A 22,615-nucleotide genomic window follows, 5' to 3' on the forward strand; every position below is an offset into this window, starting at 1 on the left:
TTTGGGCCAGGGCATACGGCCACGCCCCCGCCCGGGTGTCGGTTCCGGTTTCAGTCAGCGCGCACACCGCGCCCGCGTTCGGGTGCCGGTTCGGGCCAGGGCATACGGCCACGCCCCCGCCCGGGTGTGGTTCCGGTTTCAGTCAGCACGCACAACCGCGCCCGCGTTCGGGTGCCGGGTTGGTTCTGCTGGTATGGGCCGACCTGCACAACCGGCCCCGGCGCGCACAACTGCTCCCCACCCGGGTGCCCGTGCCCGGCCGGCGCGCAGTGCTGTCGCCGCGTCAGTCCGACGAGGGAGCCTGCACGCCGATGATCGCCTCAGGGGTCAAGCTCCGAATCCGCCGGAGACGGCCGACGGCGAACGCCGCGCCCACGAACGCGAGAAATCCGAGGCCGACGCCGGCGAGCATGAAGCCGCCGGTACTCTCGTTCGCCAGCACGAACAGCCAGATCGATACGGCACCGGCGACACCGCTGCCGCACAGCAGCAGGACTGACGGCCAATATCGCATGCCCCCACTCTTCCGAACGCGGCGCACCAAGGGAAGGCTTGGTCCCGCGACCGCCCGGCGGAGCGTCACCGGCCGACACGGCGCGGCCACGGAGCCCACGCCCGCGACGGCGTCAGCAGCGGTCCGACCCGCGCGAGCAGCTCCGCCGGGTACGCGTCGGCGCGGCTGGAGCCACCGCGCCATCCGTCCGGACGCTCGAGACGGAACGACACCGGAAGCTCGGCACCCGGCGCGAACCCTTCCGAGAACCCACCGCCGACCACGGCACCCACAGCACGTTCGAGCTCCGTCGCGGTGCTCTCCCACTCCTCGTCGCACGCGTCGCAGCCGCACGACGGGTACCGGTCCTCGAAGAGGAAGCCGGCATGCAGGTGGATGCCGGGAAACGACGTGAAGACGAACGTGAGCGGCGCGGCGACCTCGTCACCAGGGGTCACCCGCACGGCTCGGACGGCGTCCGGCGGCACGGACAAGAAGTCACCCGCGACCTCCGGAGACTCCTCCGTCACCGCGTCGAACTCGTCGACCAACCACTCGATGAGGTAATCCCCGACCGTATGCAGGGGCGCGAATCTCTCGGGATGGCTGACGACCGAATACCAGTCCTCCGGCGGAGACACGTCCGCCCGGCGGTCACCGTACGGACGCCCCTCGTCGTCGAGGAACGGAGGCGCCGCAATCGCGGGGCGCACGTACTCGGCCATTCCGCAACCGTAGCGCCACCGGCATCCGCACCGACCAGCCGGTTACCGCGGCGGATCAGCCCGTCGCCGCAGCGCGCTCCTTCAGCAGGGCCGCCAGTCGCTCGAGCTGCGACGAGTCCTCGAGTGCCGAGCCGACCGCCGCGACGCGCACGCCGGCATCGAGGAACTCCTCGACATTGGACGCGTCGAGCCCGCCGGTCGCGACGAACTTCACCTGCGGGAAAGGGCCACGGATGTGCTTGAACCATCCGCTGCCGAGCCACGTCGCGGGGAAGGCCTTGAGCCACGTCAGCCCCAGCGAGACCGCGAGCTGCACCTCGCTGGGCGTCGCGACACCGGGAAGGATCGGGATGCCGGCATCCTGCGCCGCACGCACGACCGCCGCATCGATACCCGGCGACACCAGATACGCGGCTCCGGCATCACCGGCGACCGCGACCTGTTCGGGCGAGATGATCGTGCCGGCTCCGACGCTCTTGCCACGCGCCGCCCCTCGCTCGACCAGCTCGCGCAGTGCGCGCTCGTCCTCCTCGGTCTGCAGCGGCACCTCGACCGAGTCGATGCCCAGATCCCACGCGGTCTCAGCCAGGGCGAGGGTGCGCTCAACCCCCATCCCCCGCAGGATCGCCATGAGCGGCGCCCCCGCGAACGCGGTCTCGAACCAATCGCCATCGTCGGTCGTCGTCATCAGTCGTCTCCTTCGTCCACAGAATCCTTGGTCGTCCGCAACGTGCGCGCCGCGCGTGCGTGGCCGGCGCGCAGCCGCTCGGCGATCGCGTCACCCGACAGGCGCCCGGCGAGATACCCGCCGGCGAACGCGTCGCCGGCGCCGACCGCCTCGACGACCTCGACCACGAGCGCCGGCTCGAACACCTCGTCCGCGCCGACGAACGCCGTCGCGCCGACATCGCCGTCTTTGACCACGAGTTCCGCGACCTCGGGGAGCAGCGCACGCACGTCGGCGGCGGCATCCGTTCCCCACAGCGTCTGCGCCTCATCGCGGCCGACCAGCACGATGTCGGCGCTGCGCGCGAGCTCGAGGAGCGCGGGCGCAGCCGTCGCGGCATCCCACAGCGGTGCACGGTGGTTCACGTCGAACGACACCGTCACGCCATGCACGCGCGCCCGCGCGATCACTCGCGACAGGAACGCCGCCGCCGACGCCGAGATCGCGGCCGTGATGCCCGACACGTGCAGCAGATCCACGCCCTCGAACGACACCGCCTCGGCGTCGGCCTCCGACAGGCGCGACGCCGCCGAGCCTCGCCGGTAGTACAGCACGCCGCGCCCGGGGTCCTTGACGTACAAGCCGGTCGGGTGGGCGTCGTCGAGCACGACGCGCGAGACGTCGACGCCGCGCTCGGTCAGCTGCCGTACGATCCGGCGCCCGAGCGCATCCGCGCCGAGGCGGCTGAACCACACGGCGCGGTGACCGAGGGCCGCCACGTGCGCCGCGACGTTGGACTCAGCCCCACCCGCATCCAGCAGGAACGTGTCGGCGTCGGCGGCGGAGACGGCGACGGCCGGCGTGACCATCGCCATCGTCTCGCCAATGGCGAGCAGCGTCGGGGGCATCCTGCCAGCGTACTCAGGCCGCGTCATCCGTCACCGGAGGTCGGTGACGGGGGCGGCATCCATGTCGTCGAACGCCTGGTTCTCGCCGGCCATCGCCCACACGAACGAGTACGCCGCGGTGCCTACTCCGGAGTGCAGCGACCACGACGGCGAGATGACCGCCTGCCGGTCGGCCACCAGCAGGTGACGGGTCTCTTCGCGCTCGCCCATGAGGTGCACCACACGCGCCTCTTCGGGCAGGTCGAAGTACAGGTAGCACTCGGTGCGGCGGTCGTGGGTGTGGGCGGGCATGGTGTTCCACATCGACCCGGGGTGCAACTGCGTGACGCCCATGACGATCTGGCAGCTCTTGACGCCGTTCTCGTGGATGTACTGGTTCAGCGTGCGGCGGTTCGAGGTCACCTGGTCGCCCAGCTCGCGCACCGTCCCCTCGCCGGGCGAGACCAGCGCCGCGGGGTAGGCGGTGTGAGCCGGCGCCGAGAACAGGTAGAACTGCGCACCGCTTTCGCCCTCGGCAGGTGACGCGTCCGCGAACGACACGGAACGGATGCCCCGGCCGAGATACAGGCACGCTCCCGTGACGAGCGTGTAGACCTCGCCATCCGCGGTGACGGTGCCGGTGCCGCCGACGTTGACGATGCCCACCTCGCGGTGCTCGAGGAAGTAGTCGCTGCGGATCTCGGGGTATCCGCCGAGGGACAGCTCGGCTCCCGCGGGGACCGCGCCGCCGAGCACGATGCGGTCGTGGTGCGTGTAGGTGAGCCGGATCTCACCGGGCACGAAGACGTCGGAGATGAGGTACGTCGCCCGCAGCTCCGCCGTGGTCATTCCTGGAATCTGGGCGGGGTTGGTGGCGTAGCGCTGCGGGATGTGGGTGTCTGTCACGATGTCTCTCCTGTGGTTTCGGTCGGTCAGCGGACGAGCCAGCCGCCGTCGACGGGGATGACGGCGCCGGTGAGATAGGCGGCGGCGTCCGAGGCGAGGAAGACGAAGGCTCCCTGCAGATCGGATGCCTCGCCCCAGCGACCGGCCGGAATGCGGCTGAGGATCGACGCGGCACGGTCTTCGTCCGCGCGCAGGGGCGCGGTGTTGTCGGTTGCCATGTAGCCCGGCGCGATGGCGTTGACGGTGACGCCGCCCGCTGCCCATTCGTTCGCCAGCGCCTTGGTCAGGCCCGCGACGGCGTGCTTGGACGCGGTGTATGCCGGAACGAGAATGCCACCCTGGAACGACAGCATCGAGGCCACGTTGATGATGCGTCCGCCGCCCTGGGCCAGCATGTGACGGCCCGCAGCCTGCGACAGGTGGAAGACGGCATCGAGGTTGACGGCGAGCACGTCGTCCCAGTCCTGGAGCGGGAACTCGGCGGCCGGCGCTCGGCGGATCGTGCCGGCGTTGTTGACCAGGATGTCGAGTCCGCCGAGCTCGCCGATGACCTCGTCGACGGCCGAGCCCAGCTGTTCGGGCGTGGCGCTGACGAGATCGCGCTGCAGGCGGAGCACGCGCCGGCCCGTCGCGGCGACGAGCTCGGCGGTCTCGGATGCATCGCCGCGGTCGAGCAGGGCGACGTCGGCCCCCGCCTCCGCGAGGGCGACCGCGGCCGCCTGACCGAGCCCGCGGCTGGTGCCGGTGACGAGCGCGACCTTTCCGTCGAGCCGGAAGGAATCGAGGATCATGCGGCGGCCTCCTGGTCGCGTGCGGCGGTGACGAAAGGGGCTGTGAAGCGGGTGGTGAGCTCGCCGATCCCCGAGATGCGCACCGTGACGGCATCGCCGGCAGCAAGCGGGCGGTGCGCCTCCTGTGCGGCGGGGAGCTTCTGCGGCGTGCCTGTCGAGACGATGTCGCCGGGCTCGAGTGTCAGCACCTGGCTCAGATGGTGGATGACGAACGCGACACTGAAGATCGTGGTCGACGTCGACTGCGAAACGGTCACCGCCCCATCGCGCACGACCTCGACCAGCAGGTCCTGCGGGTCGGGCACGTCATCGGCCGTGATGATCCACGGACCGATCGGCGCGAAGCCGTCGGAGCACTTGCCCAGCGCCCACTGACTCTGGCGGCGCTGCCACGCCCGATCCGACACGTCGTTGAGGATCGTGTATCCGGCGACGTGGTCGAGGGCGTCGTCGATCGCGACCCGCTGCGCGCGCCGCCCGATCACGACGGCGACCTCGCCCTCGTAGTCCACGTCGGTCGCGCCCGGTGGGATCGCGACGGGATCGTTCGGCCCTGCGAAGGTGTTCGGCGTCTTCACGAAGACATCCGGATACTCCGGCTCGGCCTCGGGCTCGGCACCGTCGGGCACGTGACCGCGGTAGTTGTACCCGAGGCACAGCATCTTGCCCGGCGCCACCGGGGCCAGCAGTGCCGCCGGGTCCAGCGCGGGCAGCGAGGACGGGTCGGATGCCGCCACCGCCGCGCGCGCGGACGCCAGGGCTGCGGCATCCGACAGCAGCGCGGTCACAGACCCGGCCACGTGGCCGAGGTCGAGCAGCCGGTCGCGGCCGACTGCCGCCACGACGGCACCGGGCCGCGCGCCGTCGCCCGTGGCGTAGGTGACCAGCCTCACCAGTACTTCCTCCAGTCGGGGCGTGCCACCCGCATGAGTGCCTCCAGGTAGAAGTAGTCACCCCACAGGGTGCCCTCGTCCACGCCGTTGTCCTTGGGCAGGTCGTAGACGCTGTGCAGCAGCAGGGCATCCGAGTCCTCGGGCGCCGCCGGCGTGTAGTTCGCGATCAGCGACGCCAGGATCGCGTGCGCCCGAGCAGTCCATTCGGCCGCGCGCGCGGCATCCGACTCGACCTTCGCCAGCTCCAGCAGCCCGCACACCGCGATCGCCGCGGCCGAACTGTCACGTGGCGCGTCGCTGCCGTCGGTGTAGACGAGATCCCAGAAGGGCACGTCGTCGGCGGGCAGGTGCCGCAAGAAGTAGTCCGCACAGCGACGGGATGCCTCGAGCAGGCGGTCGTCACCGACGACCGCGTAGTTCATCGCGAAGCCGTAGATCCCCCACGCCTGGCCGCGGGCCCAGCACGACTCGTCGAACGCGCCCTGCTCGGTCGCGCCGCGCAGCGGCTCGCCCGTCTCGGCGTTCCAGTAGAAGGTGTGGAACGTCGAGTCGTCCTCGCGCATGATGTGCTCGCGCAGCTGAGCGGTGTGCCGGCGGACCGCGTCGGTGAAGCGCCCTTCGCCGCTCTGCTCACCGGCCCATGTCAGCAACGGCATGTTCATGAGGCTGTCGATGATCGTGCGCCCACGCTGCGCCGGGTCGGAGAGGTCGCCCCACGCCTGGATGATGCCCGCGGGCTCGAGGAAGCGTCGCATCAGGTGGTCGGCGGCCAGCAGCGACGCCGACCGCGCCGCCTCGTCGCCGGTCAGGCGCCAGGCCGCGACCGTCGAGAGCGTGTACAGGAATCCGAGGTCGTGGGTGTCGAGGTCTTCACCCTCGCGCACACGGCGCTCGAAGTCGCGCGCGTCGCCGAGGGCCGCATCGTGGAGTGCCGCGTCGCCGGTCAGCTCCCACGCGAGCCACAGCATGCCGGTGCGGAAGCTCGTGGTCCAGCCGCGGTTGCCGCCTTCGCCGATCCCGCCTTCCGCGGGGCGCAGCTCGTACCGGTCGTCCACCGTCGTGTCGCCGGGAAAGCTCCCGCCGAAGGTCTCGATGTTGCGGCGGACGGTCGCGACGGCCGCGGCGATCGCAGCGTCGGTCTCGCGCGAGGATGCTGCCGCGCTGGTGCCCTGCACGGGCGAGGTGGACGTCATGAGAGGGAATCCTTCGTAGAGAGAAGACGAGACGAGCGCCGGATCAGGCGCGGACGGTCTCATCGAGATCGAGGTCGAGGACCGGGCGCAGCGTGTAGCGCGTGTTGGTCCAGGCGAGATAGAGGACAGCGGATGCCGTGAGCCCGAGTCCGATCGCCGGTGCTGCCGCGAACACCGCGGCCTGCACGGCGAGCGCCGCGAGCGAGATGGCCGTGAGGTACCACCGCCGCAGTCCGAGATACGCACTGGCGCGTAGCACGTCGCGCAGGCGCGCGGTCGGCACCTCGGCGATCGCGACGAGCGCGAGGAGGCCCACGGCGAGGGCGAGCACCGCCAGGACCGCGAGGAGCGGCACCGTGAACACCGCCGCCGGCGTGGCCGACAGCATCCGGACGTCCACCAGCAGCACCACGACGAACACTGTGACCCCCGCGCCGATCAGGAGGGCGCCGCGCCACGTGTCGCGAAGCCCCGCACCGAAGGCGCGGACCGGACCGAGCCCGCCCTCGCCCCGCCCCGCGTCGGCGTGCTCGCGGAAGGCCCGGAATGCGGCGGCCAGCCCGGGCGCGGCCAGCGGCGCGGCGACCGCCAGGAGCGGCCACGACCGCGCCGGGTCGGTCGTCGCCAGCAGCACCACGAGCGGGAGCGAGGTCAGCAGCAGCAGGAGGTTCGTGATGAGGCCGAGGTAGAGCATCCCGATGAGGGATGCCCATGTCTCGTGCGAGACCAGACCGTTCAGTCGCTTCACGATCAGCCCTTCAGACCACTCGTTGCGATGCCCTCGACGAAGTACTTCTGCCCCAGCAGGAAGATGATCGCGATCGGGATCACCGAGATCGTCAGGCCCGCGAACAGCAGCGCGTAGTTGGTGTCGAAGAGGTTGGAGACGAAGCTCTTGAGGCCCAGCTGGATCGTCCACAGGTCGGGGTTGCGCAGGTAGATGAGCGGCCCGAGGTAGTCGTTCCACGTCGTGACGAACGTCAACAGCGTGAGGCTCGCGAGCGCGGGGATCGACAGCGGCAGCATGATCCGGCGCCAGATCCCGTACTCGCTGAGTCCGTCCAGGCGCGCCGCCTCGGAGAGCTCTTCGGGGATCGTCTCGTAGAACTGCTTCATGAGGAAGACGCCGAACGCCCCGAAGGCCTGCAGCAGGATGATCGCCCACAGGGTGTTCGACACCTTGAAGTTCGACAGCAGGATGAACTGCGGGATCATGTACGACTGCCACGGCACCGCGATCGTGCCGACGTAGAGCAGGAACAGGACGTCGCGGCCGCGGAAGCGCATCTTGGCGAAGCCGTAGGCGGCGAAGGAGCCGGTGAGCACCTGCAGGAATGTGACGACGACCGCGAGGAACAGCGTGTTGCGGATCCACGTCAGCATGTCGGACTGCGTCCAGATGTCGATGTAGTTCTGCCACACGAACGTCTCGGGGAACCACTGCACCGGCACCGAGAACACCTCGTTCGCGGTCTTGAGCGAGCTCATCACCATCCAGGCGAACGGTGTGAGCAGGCCGATCGCGAACACGATGAGGGCGAGGTACATCGCGATGCGACCGACGCGGCGCGCCGGCGTCATCTTCTCGGTGTCGACGGGGCGGGGGTCGCCACCACCGGCCAGCTTGCGCAGGCCCCGTCGCGGCGCCCGCGGAGCCACGATCGCGACGGTCCGCAGGTCTGACTGAGTCGTGCCGGTCATCAGATGCTCCGCTTCTTGTTCCACAGGAACTGCAGGATCGTCACGATGATGCACATGAAGAACAGGGCGACGGCCGCCGCCGAGGCGTAGCCGAACTGGCTCTCTTCGAAGCCCTTGCGGTAGATGAACTGCGACAGCACGAGCGTGGACTGCCCGGGGCCGCCATCGGTCATGACGAGGATGAGGTCGAAGATCTTGAACGAGTTGATCGTGAGCATGACGGTGACGAAGAACATCGTCGGCCGAAGGCACGGCAGGGTCACGTTGACGAACCGCTGCCACACGCTGGCGCCGTCGACGCGGGCGGCTTCGTGCAGCTCGCGCGGCACGGTCTGCAACCCGGCGAGGAACAGGATCATGTAGTAGCCCATGTCGCGCCACGTGCCGACGATGACGACGGCGGGCATCGCCCACTCCGGCGAGGTGAGCCAGCCTGGCGGGTTCTGGATGCCGATGAACCGGAGGAACTCGTTGATCGGACCGTACTCGGGGCTGAAGAGCAGGTTCCACACCACCGCGATCGCCACGATGGAGGTGATGTAGGGGAAGAACGCCGCGGTGCGGAAGAACGCCACGCCCCGCAGCTTGTTGTTCAGCAGCAGCGCGAGCCCGAGCGAGACGACGATCGTCAGCGGGATGTGCAGCACCGAGTAGTACAAGGTGTTGACGACCGAGATGCGGAAGCTGCCGTCGCCGATCAAGCGCTCGAAGTTCGCCAGTCCGATCCAGTCCGCCTGCCCGAAGACGTTCCAGTTCGTGAACGCCATATAGAACAGCACGATGATCGGGACGAGGGTGAGCACGCCGAACCCGATGAAGTTCGGAAGGATGAAGCTCCACCCGATGAGGGTGTTGCGCAGCCGCAGCTTCGAGCGCCGGCGGCGCGGCGGCACCGACGGGGGCGCGGCGCCCGTCTCGGTCGCGGTGATGGTCGCCATGGCGGACCTCCGGGTGGATGGGGAAGACGTTGGGGGTACCCCGGCGGCGGGCTCAGGTTCGGGTCCTGAGCCCGCCGCGGGGCGGCGGTCGACGAAGCGTCGCCCGCGTGGTCGCGAGGCGACCCGGGGTCAGTCCAGGCCGACCTCGTTGGCGACGCGCTCCTGCGCCTCGGTGATCGCGTCGGCGACGGGAGCCGAGCCCGACATGATCGCGGTGTGCATGTCGTTCAGGATGCCCTGGATCGCAGCCGTCTTGCTCGAGGTCGGGTTCTCGGGGAACACCTCGTGCGTCGAGTACGCGAACTTCGACAGGTCGTCGGCGGGGGCGCCGTCCACAGCGAAGTAGGTCTCGACGACCGCGTCGCTCAGCAGCGCGGGCGTGATGCCGATGCCGGCGAGGATCTGCGCGCCCTCTTCGCCAGCGGCGAAGGCCAGGAAGTCCTTGGCGGCCTGCACCTTGGACTCGTCGATGCCGGCGTTGATGCCGAAGCCGGTCGGGTCGCCGAAGGTCACCGGGGTGTTGTCCAGTCCGGCGGTGGACTCGTCGGACTGCGGGATCGGCGCGATGCCCCACTCGAAGTCGTCAGCATCGCCCGAGGCCTGCTGCGCGATGAGCGTCGCGACGTACCACGTGCCCATGGGCAGCATGGCGGCCTTCTGCGTGCCGAACTCGCCCTGGTAGGTGAGCTGGTTGGCGCTGGAGGTGTTGAAGTCGACCTGGTCGCCGGCGGTCTGCAGTGCCAGCACGTTCTCGTAGAACGGCTCCATGTACTCGTAGTCGCCGGTGAGGACGTCGGTGTCGGACTGCGCGCTGGCGAAGCCCTGCACCGTCGACTGCCAGCGGTGCAGGTAGGCGCCCTTGGCGCCGGACGCGGCGAGTCCCTCGGTCAGCGCTGCGGCCGCCTCGCTGTAGTCGTCCCACGTCCACGAGCCGTCCGGGTGCTCGACGCCGGCCTGGTCGAACAGGTCCTTGTTGTAGTACAGGACCCACGAGTCGTTGCGGTAGGGCACCGCGTAGGCCGCACCGTCGACCTCGTACGACGCCGCGCCGCTGATGTCGTCGGGCAGCTCGACATCGGACACGTCGAGGAGCTGGCCGCCCTCGACGAAGGTCGAGACGAACTTGACCTCCTTCTGCGTGATGATGTCGGGGCCCGAACCCGCGGCGAGGTCGGCGGTGATCAGCGTGTTGTACTCGGCCGGGTCGTAGCCCTTGAGCTCGATCGTGACGTCGGGGTTCTCTTCGTGGAACGCGTCGGCCAGGGCCTGGAACTCGGGGGTGGTGTCGAGACTCCAGCCCGAGAGGGTGAGCGTGACCGGACCCGACTCCTCTGCCGGGGTCTCGGAGCCGCCGCTGCAGGCGGCGAGCGAGAGCGTCGCCACGACGGCGACGCCGGCCGCGGCTGCGAACTTGCGCTTCATGGGGGGTACTCCTTTGTGATTGCCGGACCCGTCATCGGGCCCTTCGGGGTTACCGGATCGCGCCGGGCGCTTCGCCGGGGTGTGCGAGGCGACTCGTGGTCGCCGTCCCGTCCGGCCAGGTGACCGAGACGGTGGTCTGGGGTCCGTCGGCGCTCAGGGCGACGGCGGCTGCGGCCGTGTCGGGGCGCGGCGCGGCGGTGAGCTCGACGAGGGTCGCGATCCACGCGCCCTCGACGACCGGGTACTCGAGGACGGGTACGGCCGCCTCGGCACCGAGCGGGCTGGCGTCGCGGCGCAGCTCGACGCGCGCGTCGCCCTGGCCGAGAAGGGGACGGATGCCGCTGCGCAGGCCCGCCGCGACGGCCACGGCCGAGGCATCCGGTGTCGAGGTCTCGACCGTGCTGCCTGCCAGAGCCCAGCCGCCGACGCGGAGGCGCAGGGCGTCGGCCGAGACGCCGGGCTCGAGCGATTCGACACGCGCCAGGCGCACCTCCCAAGGCCCGCGGGCCAGGGAGTGCACGGTGAGGACGCCGGCGAGTTCGATGTCGCCGCTCAGGCCGGAGCCGTGACGGTGCGGCGAGGGGCGCGACGTCAGCCAGTGGGCGTGGGACCGCGACACCGCGATGCCGAGTCGGCCGTGCTCGTCGTCTTGCTCGCGCACGTCGAGGAGTTCCATCGCGGCACGATGGGTCGCCCGGCCGGCGGCATCGACGAGTGCGACGGACTGCTCGAGCGGCTCCTCCCACGCACGTTCGTTCGCGAGCGGGGCGGTGGCCGTGGAGTAGCCGATGCGCGCGTACAGCGGCGAATCGCCGACGAGGGCACCCGCGGCCGCCTTGTCGGTGCCGTGGTTGACGACGCGCACGATGCCGTCTTCGCGCGTGGCCGAGACCACCCAGCCGGCGGCGCGCACGACACGCAGCTGATCGGCTGCTTCCACCGGCAGCGGCTCGGACGGCGCCGACCACACCGGGTGGTCGGCGGGAAGGGCCACACCGAGGAGTCCCTTGACCGCCCAGTACGGTGACCCGGGTCCGGAGTACGACTGCGCGAGTTCGCGCCATTCGTGGTGCCAGCCCATCGTGAGGACGCCGTCGGCCCCCGGCACGTCGTGATCGGCGAAGTGCGCGACCACGGCGTTCGCCGCGCGGCGAAGCTGGCCGACCGGCACCGAGGGAACCTCGGCGATCGCACCGACCCAGAAGGGTGCTGCCGCCGCGAACCGGTAGATGAGGCTGCGGCCCTGCAGGAGCGGCGACCCGTCGGCGCCGATGAGGGCGACCGCGTCCTGCAGGAATCGGTCGAGCCGCGCGACGTCGGCGGCGGTGCGGCCACCCGCGAGCTCTTCGGCGCCCTGCATGCGCGACCACAGCACCGGGTAGACGTGCAGTGCCCATCCGACGTAGTGGTCGTACGAGCGCTCGGGCCCGTCCGAGATCCAGCCGTCCTCCCGGGCCAGGGAGTCGTGCAGTGCCAGATCGTCGGCGACGTCCTTCGCCGACCACGGTCCGCCGACGGAGCGGAGGAACGTCTGCACCACGATGCGGAACCACAGCCAGTTCGTCTTGGGATAGGTCGAGTCACCCACGACGGGGGCGAGGTACTCGATGACCCGCTGTTGCGTGAGGGCGTCGAGGCGGTCCCAGATCCATGGGCGGGTCATGTCGAGCACGAGCGCGAGCGAGGCCGCCTCGACCTTGGCCTGGGCGTGCTCGTCCAGGCGCACCCAGCGGTCCGGGGCATCCGGGTCCACACCCGTCGTCACGCCGCGACGGTAGAAGTCGGCGAGCTCGTCGAGGCCTTCGCCCCGGTCGCCGACCAGGCGGAAGCCCGCGAGCAGGAAGGTGCGGGCGAAGCCCTCCAACCCGTCGACGGCGCGGCCGTAGCCGCCCTCTTCTCCCGGAAAGGTGATGCGGGCGTGGCCGGGTGACGCGTAGGATCGCGCGGTGTCGAGCAAGCGGTCGGCGTAGGCGACCCACTGCGCACGCGACCAGTCGGCGCCCACGGCGGAATGCACCGCTGCTGCTGCCGGCTGCTCGATCGTCACGGAATCTCCTTCGATACGTCACCGTCCCGATTGCGCATCAGAAGGGCGACCGTTTGGGAGCGTAGCAATCCGTTTCGGTCATTGCAAGGCTGATTCGGATTCGTTATGATCGTTTCTGATCGCTTTACCTTGCGATCGATATCGGCGAATCGACGAGGAGAAGCTGTGACGACAACGGTCCCGAGGCCCGCTCCCGTCTTCGACGGTGTGCTGGCGGCGCGGTACCGCGCGCAGGCGGGCGCTGATGCCGACGGCTTCGAATCCGCACTCGGGGCGCTGCTGGCCGCGCCCGATCAGGCTCTCCCCGTCGCCCCGGCCGGCGACCGCACGGTGTGGGGTCGCGGCGGCAGCGCCGATCCGATCGCCATCGCCGAGATCCTCCGCCGAGCCGAAGCCGACCGGACCGCCCCGTGGCCCGTTCCGCTCGCGACCGCCGCCGCACGCGTGCACGACGACGGCGACCGCGTGGGCTGGGAGTCCGTCGCGTTCGAGCGCCAGCGGCGCCTCTCGCGCGCCGCCCTCGCCGCGGCCCACACCCTCGGGCCCGCGGAGCTGGGCGCTGTGCTCGACGGGGTGTGGCTGCTGTGCGAGCAGAGCTCGTGGTGCTGGCCGGCGCACGACGACGCGCCGCGCGCGCACGGGTCGGTGCTGCCCGTGGTGACCGACCCGTACCTCGACCTGGGCGCCGGCGAGGTCGTGGGCCAGCTGGCCTGGATCGACCACCTCCTCGGCGAGAAGCTCGAGGCCCGGTATCCCGGCATCCGGTCCCGCATCCGGCACGAAGCACGCGTGCGCGTCTTCGAGCCGTTCACCCGGCGCCGCGACTGGCACTGGCTCGGACTCGACGGCGACGTGCACAACTGGAACCCGTGGATCCACGGCAACGTGCTGGTCGCCGCACTGCGACTGCTCGACGACCCGGCCGATGCCGCCGACCGCGGGCGGATCGTGGCGCTCGCGGTCGAGGGGATCGACCGGTACGTCACCGCGCTCCCGCCCGACGGCGCGATCGACGAGGGGTACGCGTACTGGTGGAACGGGGCTTGCCGGGCGCTCGAGGCTCTCGACATCCTGCGCCACGCGACCGGCGGCGTGCTCGATGCCGCTGCGATCCCCGCGCTGCACGAAACCGTCGCCTTTCCGCACCGCATGCATCTCGCCCGCGACTGGTACCTCAACCTCGCCGACGGCCAGGCCCGTCCGCCCGCCGCGCAGCCGTGGCACGCCCTGCATCGCGCGGCACGTGCGGTGGGAGATCCGGATGCCGCGGCCCACGCCGCCGCCCACCGCGATGCCGGCGAGCCCGCCGCGACCGAGACCGAGGGCCTCGGACGCCTCTTGCGCGGCATCACCGACCCCGAATGGGTCGGCGCCGCGACGGACCACTCACCGCTCCCTCGCGACGTGTGGCTGGCATCGACCCAGGTGCTCGTGACGCGGAGCCGCGCCGGGTCGGCCGCAGGTCTGACGCTCGCCGCGAAAGGCGGACACAACGACGAGCACCACAACCACAACGACGTCGGCTCGTTCGTCGTCGCCAGCGACGGGGTGCCCGTGATCGTCGACGCCGGGCGGCCCACGTACACCCTGCAGACCTTCGGCCCGGATCGGTACGCCATCTGGACGATGCAGAGCGGCTGGCACAACGTGCCGGTCATCGGCGGCGTCGAGCAACGCGCGGGCGCCGAGTTCGCGGCATCCGGTGTCGAGGCGTTCGTGTCGGATGCCGCGACCTCACTGTCGCTGGACCTGTCGCGCGCCTATCCCGGCGTGGCCGCGCCGTGGCGGCGCACCGTGAGGCTGGACCGCGTCAGCGGCCGCGTGACGATCGAGGACGCGTGGCCGTCCGGCGGCTCGGCGGACGGAAAGCGGACGTGGATCCGGATGCTGCTGGCCGGCGAGGTGCGCCAGGACGAGGCATCCGTCGTGGTCACACCCCTCGACGGCGCGTCGTCGGTGCGCATCACGTGGCCCACCGGCATCCGCGCCGAGCTCGTGGTGCGAGAGCTCGACGACCCGATGCTCTCGCACGTGTGGGGGCCGCAGTTGACACGGCTCGACCTCGACGTGACGACGCGCGACCACGTCGTGGTCACGGTAGAACTGGACCAGACGAACGCGGAGGACGCCCGATGACCGACCAGAACCCGGCGCTGCTCGCCGCGGAGCGGCGTGCGCACGTCCTGACGGCCCTCGAGCGCGACGGCGCGGTGCGGGTGGCTCAGCTGATGGACGAACTCGGCGTGGCGCCCGTCACCCTGCGCCGCGATCTCGCGCAGATGGAGCGTGAGGGCCTGCTGGTGCGCGTGCACGGCGGGGCGGTGCCGGCGGCCGAGGCGCCGGCGCATGCCGGCGACGGCGGGTCGAGGCATCCGCTGCTGGCGACCCGCACCGGCTCGATCGCGCTGCTCGTGCCGTCGCTGAACTACTACTGGCCGGGCGTCGTGCGCGGCGCCGAAGCCGAGGCCCGGCGCATCGGCATGGACGTCGTGCTGCGTGGCGCGTCGTACGAACTGCAGGATGAGCGGCCCGTGCTCGACCGGCTCGTGCACAGCGACAACGTGCGGGGCCTGGTGGTCGCCCCCAACACCGACACCCCGCACGCGCAGGACGTGGTGCAGTGGATGGCCGAGACGGGTCTGCCCAGCGTGCTCGTCGAGCGCGAGGCGGTGCTGCTGCCCGACGGGGCACCGGTCGAGTCGGTCACGACCGACCACGCCCTGGGCGCAGTGCTGGCCGCCCGGCATCTGGCGGCGCTCGGGCATCGCCGCGTGGCGCTCATCATCTCGCGCAACTCGCCCACGTCACGCAAGATCACGGCGGGCTGGGAGGCCGCGTGCGCCGAGCTGGGCCTCACGCCGAGCGACCACTTCGAGTCGGTGCTGCCCCCGCGCACGAGCCCCGACTTCTCGGCCGTCGTCGATGCGACGCTCGACTCGGCGCTGGTGAACTCGGTCACTGCGATCGTCGTGCACTCCGACCCCGAGGCCATGGCCTTCGTCGACCTGGCCCTCAACCGCGGCATCTCGGTGCCGGGCGATCTGTCGGTCATCGCCTACGACGACGAGGTCGCCGAGCTGTTCACGCCGGCCCTCACCGCCGTGAGCCCGCCGCGCGCGAGCGTCGGTCAGGCCGCCGTCGACCTCATCGCGCGCCGCCTGGACGATCCCGGCCGGCCGGTCCACCGGGTCGTGCTGAGCCCGCGGCTGAACGTGCGCGGCTCGACCGCCCCGCCCCGCGGCGCCTGACCCACCCCACTTCATGGGCGCGAGGCGTCAGCCGGCGAAGGCGGCGGCGTGCCAATCGGTGAGCACGCGGGCGACGGCGCGCGTGTGCGACCAGGGCATCTCGGGCACCTCGAGCCGGCCCTCGGCGAGCGCGAGCGACAGGGCATCGGCCTCCGCGGCCATCGGCTGCACGACCGGCACCTCGACGACCCGCTCCGAGCCGCCCCGGCGCACGACGAGGGTCGATGCGCTCACGGCGCGCTCGCCCCACGCGTCGGGGAGGAACAGCTCGCCGTCCGAGAACCGGATGAGCCCGGATGCCGGGAGCTCTCGTTCGATCGACGTCGAGACAGCCGCGACCAACGACCCGAGGCGGACATCGGCCGACGCCGAGCCGTCGACGCCCGAGACCAGTTCGGCATCGACCGCGCTCACCGCGGGCGCGTCGACCGGCGCTCCCGCCGCCGCGGCGACCTGTACCGCGAGGGCGACCGGATAGCAGCCGACGTCGAGGATCGCGCCGCCGGCGAGCGCCGGATCGAACAGCCGGCCCTCGCGCGACGCGGCGGCGAACCCGAACGCCGCCTCGAGCCGCTGCGGTACGCCGAGCTCGCCGCTGCTGACCAGACCGTTCAGGGCCTCGGCCAGTGGTCCGAACCGGGTCTTGAACGCCTCGAGGAACGGCCGCTGCGTGCGTGCCGCGGCGGCGAGGATGCGTTCGACGTCGTCGGCGTCGGGGCTCGCCGGCTTCTCGCACAGCACCGCCTTGCCCGCCTCGAGGGCGCGGATCGCGAGGTCGGCGTGGGTGGTGTGAACGGTGCCGATGTAGACCGAGTCGACGTCGTCGCGGGCCAGTATGTCGTCGTAGGTTCCGGATGCCACGGCCCCGTGCTCCGCCGCGAACCTCGCGGCCCGCTCGGCCGATGAGCTGCCCACCGCATGGAGCACGCCGTGCTGCGCGCTGCGCAGTCCCGTCACGAAGTCCCGGCTGATCGCTCCCGGGCCGAGCACGGCCCACCTCGTACGCTGCACGCCCCGACCGTACCAGCGGCGCGCGCGGCGTGCCGCCCGGCGACCCGCCCGCGGACGGCCCGGCGCGCCGCCCGGGCCGTCCGGATCATGGCGTGGCGTCAGCGCCGCACCTTGACGGTGAGCTCCTTCGACGTCGTCATGCCGGCCGCGTTGGTGAACTCGACCACGTACACGTACGAGCCCTTCGGCTTGCCGGCGACGGCGAACGTCGCCCGCTGCGCGCCGGGGGTCGCCGCCACGAGCTCGCCCGCACCCACCTCGACGCCGTTCTCGAGGAACCGGTACGACGTGGCGTTCGTGCCCCACCACAGGTCGGCCGTCACGGTGTACGACCCCGATCCCGACCAGTTGTCGCTCGAGAGCACCGGCTTGCCGGGTGCCGCGTCGACCACCGTGACGGTCAGCGGCTTCGTGTCGGTCGACCCCTTCGAGTTGACCAGCACGCCCGTGTACTCGTACGTGCCGTTCGGCAGTCCGGCGACGTCGACCACGGCCCGCTGCGCCTGCGGCGTCGCGATCGTGAGCGGCACCTTGGCGACGAGCTCGCCGTCGCGGTAGAGCTTGAACAGGCTCGCGTTCTCGCCCCACCACAGGTCCATCGTCAGCTGGAACGTTCCGTCCTTCAGCCCGGTGTCGTGCCCGTCGTTCGACGACAGCACAGCCGTGCCCGGCACGCCGGTGGCACCGTCGTTCTGCGACACCTCGGGCAGCGTCACGTCGTTCGAGCTCGTCGACCGCTCACCCTCGCCGGCCAGGTTCACCGCCGTCACCTGGAACGACGCGGTCGAGCCGGGTTCCACGCCGGTCACCCGGCAGATGGTGGCCCCGGCCGGCACCTCGCACAGCACGGTCTCGCCGCCGGTCGCATAGACGCGGTACGCCGAGACCGGCGCGCCACCGTCGAATGCCGGAGCCGTCCAGGCGACGTCCACGTCGAGGTCGACCAGAGTCGCGGTCACTCCGCTCGGGGCGTCCGGCGCCTTCGGCGGCGTGACGTCGGCCACGGCGAGCCAGCTGAGCACCGGATCGGCCGTGCCGGCCCCGCGCGCGGCCCGGAACAGCACCTCGCCGGGCTCGTCGACGGTGAAGCGGATCACCGACGTGCCCTGCAGCGCCGCGCCCGACAGCGAAACCGGCTCGCCCGTCACCGTCTCGTCGCCGATCGTGACACTGGGCTGCACCTGGCGGGTCACTCCCCACCATTCGCGGTAGCCCGACGTCAGCTCGTACTCGCCTGCCGGCAGCGTGAGGCGGTAGTCGACCGACCCGCCGGCGCTCGCCCACCAGCCGGTGGTCACGAATTTGTCGTACGCCCCGGCGACGCGGGCCTTGGCGCCCACGAATCCGGCGCCCGAGTCGATCGGGTTCACCAGGCCCCATCCCGCCTCGGCGTCGTACCGCCGATCGGCCACGCCGTTGCGCAGCCCATCGCCGCGCAAGGCCTGCACCGCCGCGTGGGCCGGCGAGTCGATGCCGGCATTGCTCGCGTTGGACCCCTTCACGCCGGCCGCGTCCACGAAGTACACGACCTTCGCCGGTACGACCTCGACCGCGAGGGTGACGGTCGTGCCACCGGCGGTGCCGGTGACGGTGCTCACCGCGTACGGCACGGCCGTCGACGGCGTTCCGTCCCACGTGACCGGAACGTCTTGGTGGGCCCCGCTGATCGTGGCGAGGGCGACGGATGCCGGAAGCCCCGCGCCCGCGGCCAGCTCGGTGCCGACCTCCACGGCGATCCGATAGTCGTCGAGCGGAAGGTAGGCGACCTCGACGAGCGCGTCGAGGGCCGTCGTCAGCGCCGCGGCCGCGGCATCCAGCTGTTCCTGCGTCGCAGTCGGATCGTCGTGCACCGCTTTGGCCTCGAGGCCGACCGAGCGCAGGTGCTGCCACGACTCGGGTGTGTACGCGCGGCTCGGCGCGGTCTGCGCGCGCTCGAGGGCCGCGGCGAGCGCCGACCGGTCGACCGGGTCGGCGGGGGCGTCGTTGATGCCGACCCAGCTCAGCGCGGGAGCCTCGGTTCCGCCGGCCCCGGCGACCGTGAAGGTCACCACGGTGTCGTGGTCGAGAGTGAACGCGCCTCGCAGCACCGCGGAGGTGCCGATCGATCCGTTGGCGAAGGTGTGCGCCCCGATGGCGGCCGAGACCGGCTGGCCCGCGGCATCCGTGTATTCCACGGTCGTCGCGACGGCACGGGACCTGTTCGTTCCCGGGTTCCACCACTCGGTGTGACCCGAGGCGATCTCGTACTCTCCGGCGGGCAGTGAGAAGCGGTAGGCGATCGGCGTGGCCGCGTTCGCCGAGTACCAGCCGGTCTCGCGCAGCTTGTCGTACGGAGTGAGGTTCAGCCGCCCCTTGGCGCTGTACGTGCCGACGCGCCCCCATCCGGACGCCTCGGTGTAGGCGGCATCCGCGCTGCCGTTGCGCAGCTGGTCGCCCAGCGCATCCCGCACGGCCGGATACGCCGCGCCGTCCGCGGGCGCATTGGCGTCGACGAAGTACTGCACCCCCTCGGGCACGACCTCGACGTAGACGCTCACCGCGAGCGAGGGGTTGTCGGCGAACACGCCGTCGACCTTGACCATCGCGTACGGCGACGCGAACTGCGAGGGTGCAGCCGTCCACACGACCGGCGCGTCGATGGCCCCGCCGGCCTCGCTGCGCGCACCCACCGTCTCGGGCAGGGCAGGCACCGCGCCCACCGTCGCGACGAGGCGCGGCAGCGTCTCGGTGACGGCGACCGGGCGCTTCTCGGGCTCTACCGGCCCCGACGACTCGCCGCCGATGACGGCGTCGATGCCGTCGAGCACGAACGTGCCCGAGACCACCGTGACCGTCACCGAATGCGGGCCCTCGGGCAGCCCGCGCAGCCAGTACGAGGTCTGGCGGTTGCCGACGCCCCCGACGGTCGCGGTGCGCGCCGGCTCGCCGTCCACGACGATCGACAGGGTCGCCGCTCCGGTGGCGCCCAGCAGGTTGAACCCGGTGCCTTCGAAGTCGAACGACGCCGAACGGCCGGCCGCGAGCACGTGCTGAGTGCGGTTGAGGTGCGCGAATCCGGCCTGCGTGAACGAGAAGCCGTCGGGGTACGCGACGCGAGCGTCGGCATCGTCGATCTTGACGCTCGCCCACGAGCGGCCCTCGATCGGCGTGATCGCGAGGTCGTCGAACGAGGTGTTGTAGTAGCCGCTCACGATCGAGATGCGACCGGCCATCGTCGGGTTCGCCGTGGTGTCGGCGTAGGTGCCGAGGGCCTCGCCATCGAGGCGCGCGGTGATGATGTTCTCGTTCGCCTCGACCTCGAGCGTGTGCCACGCGGAAGCGTCGAACATGAACACCGTGCCCGATGCCACCGTCGAGCCCAGCTTGCGCAGCTCCCACGTGCCGTCATCGTGCACGCGCGCCGAGTAGGTGGCGAGGTCGGCGCCCTCGGCCACGACCTGCCGCACGCCGAGCCCGGCGAAGTTGTCGAGCGCGGCATCCCGCACCACCGTGTCGAGGCGGAAGTCGACCGACGCCGTGTAGTTGGTCCACGCGTGGTCGCCGAGCACCGTCGCCGGGGTGGCCGTCGAGGGGTTGCGCTGCGAGCCGTCGCCCCACACGTTCCACGTGTAGCCGCGGTTGTGCGCATGAATGCGCTGCTGCATCACGTTGCCACGATCGGTGCCCGAGGCCACGACCTCGAACGCGCCGTTCTGGTCTGCGGTGTAGCGGGGCGAGCCGCCGCGCCGCGTGACGTAGTCCATCTCGACACCGTTGATCGACTGCACCTCGTAGCCGGCGTACTCGTAGTCGTCGCCGTACGGCAGGGGCAGGATGTCGTCGGTCGCCGGCGACGCGTACTCCCCCGGTGCGTACGACTCCGTCGTGCCGTGGATGCCACGCGGCAGCGTCGACAGCGTCACGACCGAGTACGGCTGCACCTGAACGCGGTAGACGAAATGTTCGATGCCGCCGATGGTCTCGGCGCGCACCGGCAGGACTTTGCCGATGCTCTGCAGGTAGTTCGCGTCGACCTCGTCGCCGGCATCCGGTCCCCGCGTCTCCCACACCGCCAGAGGCGTGTCGGCCCCGGTGTCGAGTGCAGAGACCTTGACTTCGAAGTTGCGGACGGTCTTGGTGTTGTTCGCGTGCACCTGGGTGAATTCCAGCTCCTCCCCCGCGGCGACGTCGGCAGCCGGCGTCCGCAGCGTCAGGTAGGTGCGGGTCGAGGTGTCGACGACCGTGCCGCCGTCGCCCTTGGCGCCGTCGCCTCCGGAGGCGCCCTCGATGTACTCCCAGCCCTCCTCGATGAACTGCATGAAGTGGCGCACCATCGTGATGCCGACGCCGCCCTCGTAGTAGCCCGACCACGGGTCGGAGGCACGGATCAGGTGCTTCGGCGAGTACTGCGAGCCCTCGTACATGGCACTGACGGCCGGCTGGAACAGGAAGGTCGTCATGTGGCCCGGGTTCGGCTCGGTGCCGCTCCACCGGTAGGCGTTGATGAACCGGTCGGCGATGTCGACGGCGCCCACCGTCCCGCCGATGCCGCCGCGCGCGGGATCGGCGTTGATGCGGTACTGAGGGTCGATCATCGGCGCGACGCCCTCGGAGTACAGCATCTCCATGCCGAACTCCTTGTTGAGCCGCGTCAGGCTCGGGTCGCCGGCGATGTCGTAGTGGTAGCCGATCGCGTCGACCTGCTCGAGCGCGGCCGGGCTGTCGAGGATGGCCCGTGACACCGCGCCGACGTTGCGGTACGAGTCCAGCGCCACGATCTTGATCTTCGAGTAGTCGTAGCGGGCGCCCTCGACCTGGGCATCGCGCTCCAGGCGCTGGGCGAAGTCGACGGTCCACGCCAGTTCGGCGCCGATGTAGTTCGCGTGCACCTCGTTCTGCGAAGGGCTCATGTAGTCGAACTCGACGCCGTACGTGTCGTAGGCGGCGTCGATGGTCTCCTTGTACCACTGGTACCGCAGGTCGGGGGTGGCCTGGGTCCACGACGGCTCGCCCCAGCGCAGCGCCTCGACCTCGATGTGCGGGTTGATCGACTGCGCGTCGGCGATGAAGTGGAACCCGGCTCCGCGCAGCACGTTCGCCGGCTCGTCGGCCGAGCGCTTGGTCGCTGGCTCTGCGCCCGACGAGGTGTTGCTGTCGGCACCCAGTTCGACCTTGATGTGCTTCAGGCCGGCACCCGTCTGCGGGTCGAAGAGCAGGTGCATGATGCGCCAGTAGACCTCGGGCTGCTCCTCCTTGTAGTCCAGGAGCAGGTTCGACGTGTTGTTGCACGACACCGAGCCGAAGCCGCCGAAGGTGTTGAACGGAAGGCCCTCGGCATCCCGCTCGACGTCCTCGCCGTTCACGAGCACCTCGGCCCACTGCGCCACGTCGTCGTAGGTCAGGGTGGGCAGCTCGGCGAAGGCCTCGTCGGCCGTCGCGAGCGTGCCCCGGATGCCGGAGCTCGCGGCCGCCCCTGCCTCCGCGACTGCGCTCGCGCCACCGCCGGCTGCCGCGGCGGGCGAAAGGGGGACCAGGGCTGCGGCCAGCACGACCGCGGCAGCGCTCAGCGCAGCCGTGATCCGGGCCGATGACATCTTCGCCATTCGGATACCTCGTCGTTGAAAGGAGCCCACTCGGGTCGTCCGCCAGGAAACCACCACGCCCGCGGACCCGAGAAGCGATCCGTACAAGATCGAACACACTCGAACTCTTTC

General features: G+C 71.0%; 17 protein-coding genes. 2 read left to right on the top strand and 15 right to left on the bottom strand.

The features are described from left to right. Positions 1-283: 283 nt before the first annotated feature. From K0817_RS16780 to K0817_RS16840, 13 genes are all read right to left on the bottom strand, one after another. Positions 284-514, bottom strand: coding sequence for a hypothetical protein (locus K0817_RS16780; RefSeq protein ID WP_219982843.1), 231 nt, complete (start codon positions 512-514; stop codon positions 284-286). Between the two features lie 65 nt (positions 515-579). Then, a complete protein-coding gene (locus K0817_RS16785; protein ID WP_219982844.1) occupies positions 580-1,218 on the bottom strand; it encodes a DUF6226 family protein in 639 nt (212 codons plus the stop codon). A gap of 55 nt (positions 1,219-1,273) precedes the next feature. After that, a complete protein-coding gene (locus K0817_RS16790) occupies positions 1,274-1,906 on the bottom strand; it encodes a bifunctional 4-hydroxy-2-oxoglutarate aldolase/2-dehydro-3-deoxy-phosphogluconate aldolase (protein WP_219982845.1) in 633 nt (210 codons plus the stop codon). Continuing rightward, positions 1,906-2,793, bottom strand: coding sequence for a sugar kinase (locus tag K0817_RS16795; RefSeq protein WP_219982846.1), 888 nt, complete (start codon positions 2,791-2,793; stop codon positions 1,906-1,908). The genes K0817_RS16790 and K0817_RS16795 overlap by 1 nt, the downstream gene beginning before the upstream one ends. A 30-nt stretch (positions 2,794-2,823) precedes the next feature. Beyond that, positions 2,824-3,678, bottom strand: coding sequence for a 5-dehydro-4-deoxy-D-glucuronate isomerase (gene kduI, locus K0817_RS16800; protein WP_219982847.1), 855 nt, complete (start codon positions 3,676-3,678; stop codon positions 2,824-2,826). A 26-nt stretch (positions 3,679-3,704) separates the two neighbouring features. Next, the gene (kduD, locus tag K0817_RS16805) at positions 3,705-4,469 is read right to left on the bottom strand and encodes a 2-dehydro-3-deoxy-D-gluconate 5-dehydrogenase KduD (protein ID WP_219982848.1); all 765 of its coding nucleotides are present in this window, start codon (positions 4,467-4,469) and stop codon (positions 3,705-3,707) included. After that, entirely contained in the window at positions 4,466-5,362 is an 897-nt protein-coding gene (locus K0817_RS16810; RefSeq protein ID WP_219982849.1) for a fumarylacetoacetate hydrolase family protein, read from the bottom strand. The genes kduD and K0817_RS16810 overlap by 4 nt, the downstream gene beginning before the upstream one ends. Continuing rightward, entirely contained in the window at positions 5,359-6,555 is a 1,197-nt protein-coding gene (locus K0817_RS16815) for a glycoside hydrolase family 88 protein (protein ID WP_219982850.1), read from the bottom strand. Before K0817_RS16815 ends, K0817_RS16810 begins: the two co-directional genes overlap by 4 nt. 43 nt (positions 6,556-6,598) lie before the next feature. Then, a complete protein-coding gene (locus K0817_RS16820) occupies positions 6,599-7,303 on the bottom strand; it encodes a ferredoxin-NADPH reductase (protein ID WP_253735467.1) in 705 nt (234 codons plus the stop codon). Between the two features lie 2 nt (positions 7,304-7,305). Further along, positions 7,306-8,136 carry a carbohydrate ABC transporter permease gene (locus K0817_RS16825; RefSeq protein ID WP_253735502.1) on the bottom strand — a complete coding sequence of 277 codons (831 nt, stop codon included), beginning with the start codon at positions 8,134-8,136 and terminating at the stop codon, positions 7,306-7,308. A 119-nt stretch (positions 8,137-8,255) separates the two neighbouring features. Continuing rightward, a complete protein-coding gene (locus K0817_RS16830; protein ID WP_219982852.1) occupies positions 8,256-9,194 on the bottom strand; it encodes a carbohydrate ABC transporter permease in 939 nt (312 codons plus the stop codon). Between the two features lie 129 nt (positions 9,195-9,323). Then, a complete protein-coding gene (locus K0817_RS16835; protein ID WP_219982853.1) occupies positions 9,324-10,616 on the bottom strand; it encodes an ABC transporter substrate-binding protein in 1,293 nt (430 codons plus the stop codon). A gap of 49 nt (positions 10,617-10,665) precedes the next feature. After that, positions 10,666-12,663 (bottom strand): DUF2264 domain-containing protein, encoded by a 1,998-nt coding sequence (locus K0817_RS16840; protein ID WP_219982854.1) that lies wholly within the window; start codon positions 12,661-12,663, stop codon positions 10,666-10,668. A 165-nt stretch (positions 12,664-12,828) separates the two neighbouring features. Between K0817_RS16840 and K0817_RS16845 the strand changes: the two genes are divergently transcribed. Then, the gene (locus K0817_RS16845) at positions 12,829-14,799 is read left to right on the top strand and encodes a heparinase II/III family protein (protein ID WP_253735468.1); all 1,971 of its coding nucleotides are present in this window, start codon (positions 12,829-12,831) and stop codon (positions 14,797-14,799) included. Next, positions 14,796-15,911 (top strand): substrate-binding domain-containing protein, encoded by a 1,116-nt coding sequence (locus tag K0817_RS16850; RefSeq protein WP_219982856.1) that lies wholly within the window; start codon positions 14,796-14,798, stop codon positions 15,909-15,911. The genes K0817_RS16845 and K0817_RS16850 overlap by 4 nt, the downstream gene beginning before the upstream one ends. Positions 15,912-15,938: 27 nt before the next feature. Here the strand turns inward: K0817_RS16850 and K0817_RS16855 are convergent, their stop codons facing one another. Both K0817_RS16855 and K0817_RS16860 read right to left on the bottom strand, forming a co-directional pair. Beyond that, the gene (locus tag K0817_RS16855; protein ID WP_253735469.1) at positions 15,939-16,922 is read right to left on the bottom strand and encodes a Gfo/Idh/MocA family protein; all 984 of its coding nucleotides are present in this window, start codon (positions 16,920-16,922) and stop codon (positions 15,939-15,941) included. Positions 16,923-17,020: 98 nt separating this feature from the next. Further along, the gene (locus tag K0817_RS16860) at positions 17,021-22,504 is read right to left on the bottom strand and encodes a fibronectin type III domain-containing protein (RefSeq protein WP_219982857.1); all 5,484 of its coding nucleotides are present in this window, start codon (positions 22,502-22,504) and stop codon (positions 17,021-17,023) included. Between the last annotated feature and the right edge of the window lie 111 nt (positions 22,505-22,615).

Source organism: Microbacterium sp. HD4P20, assembly GCF_019449275.2.
GTDB lineage: Bacteria > Actinomycetota > Actinomycetes > Actinomycetales > Microbacteriaceae > Microbacterium.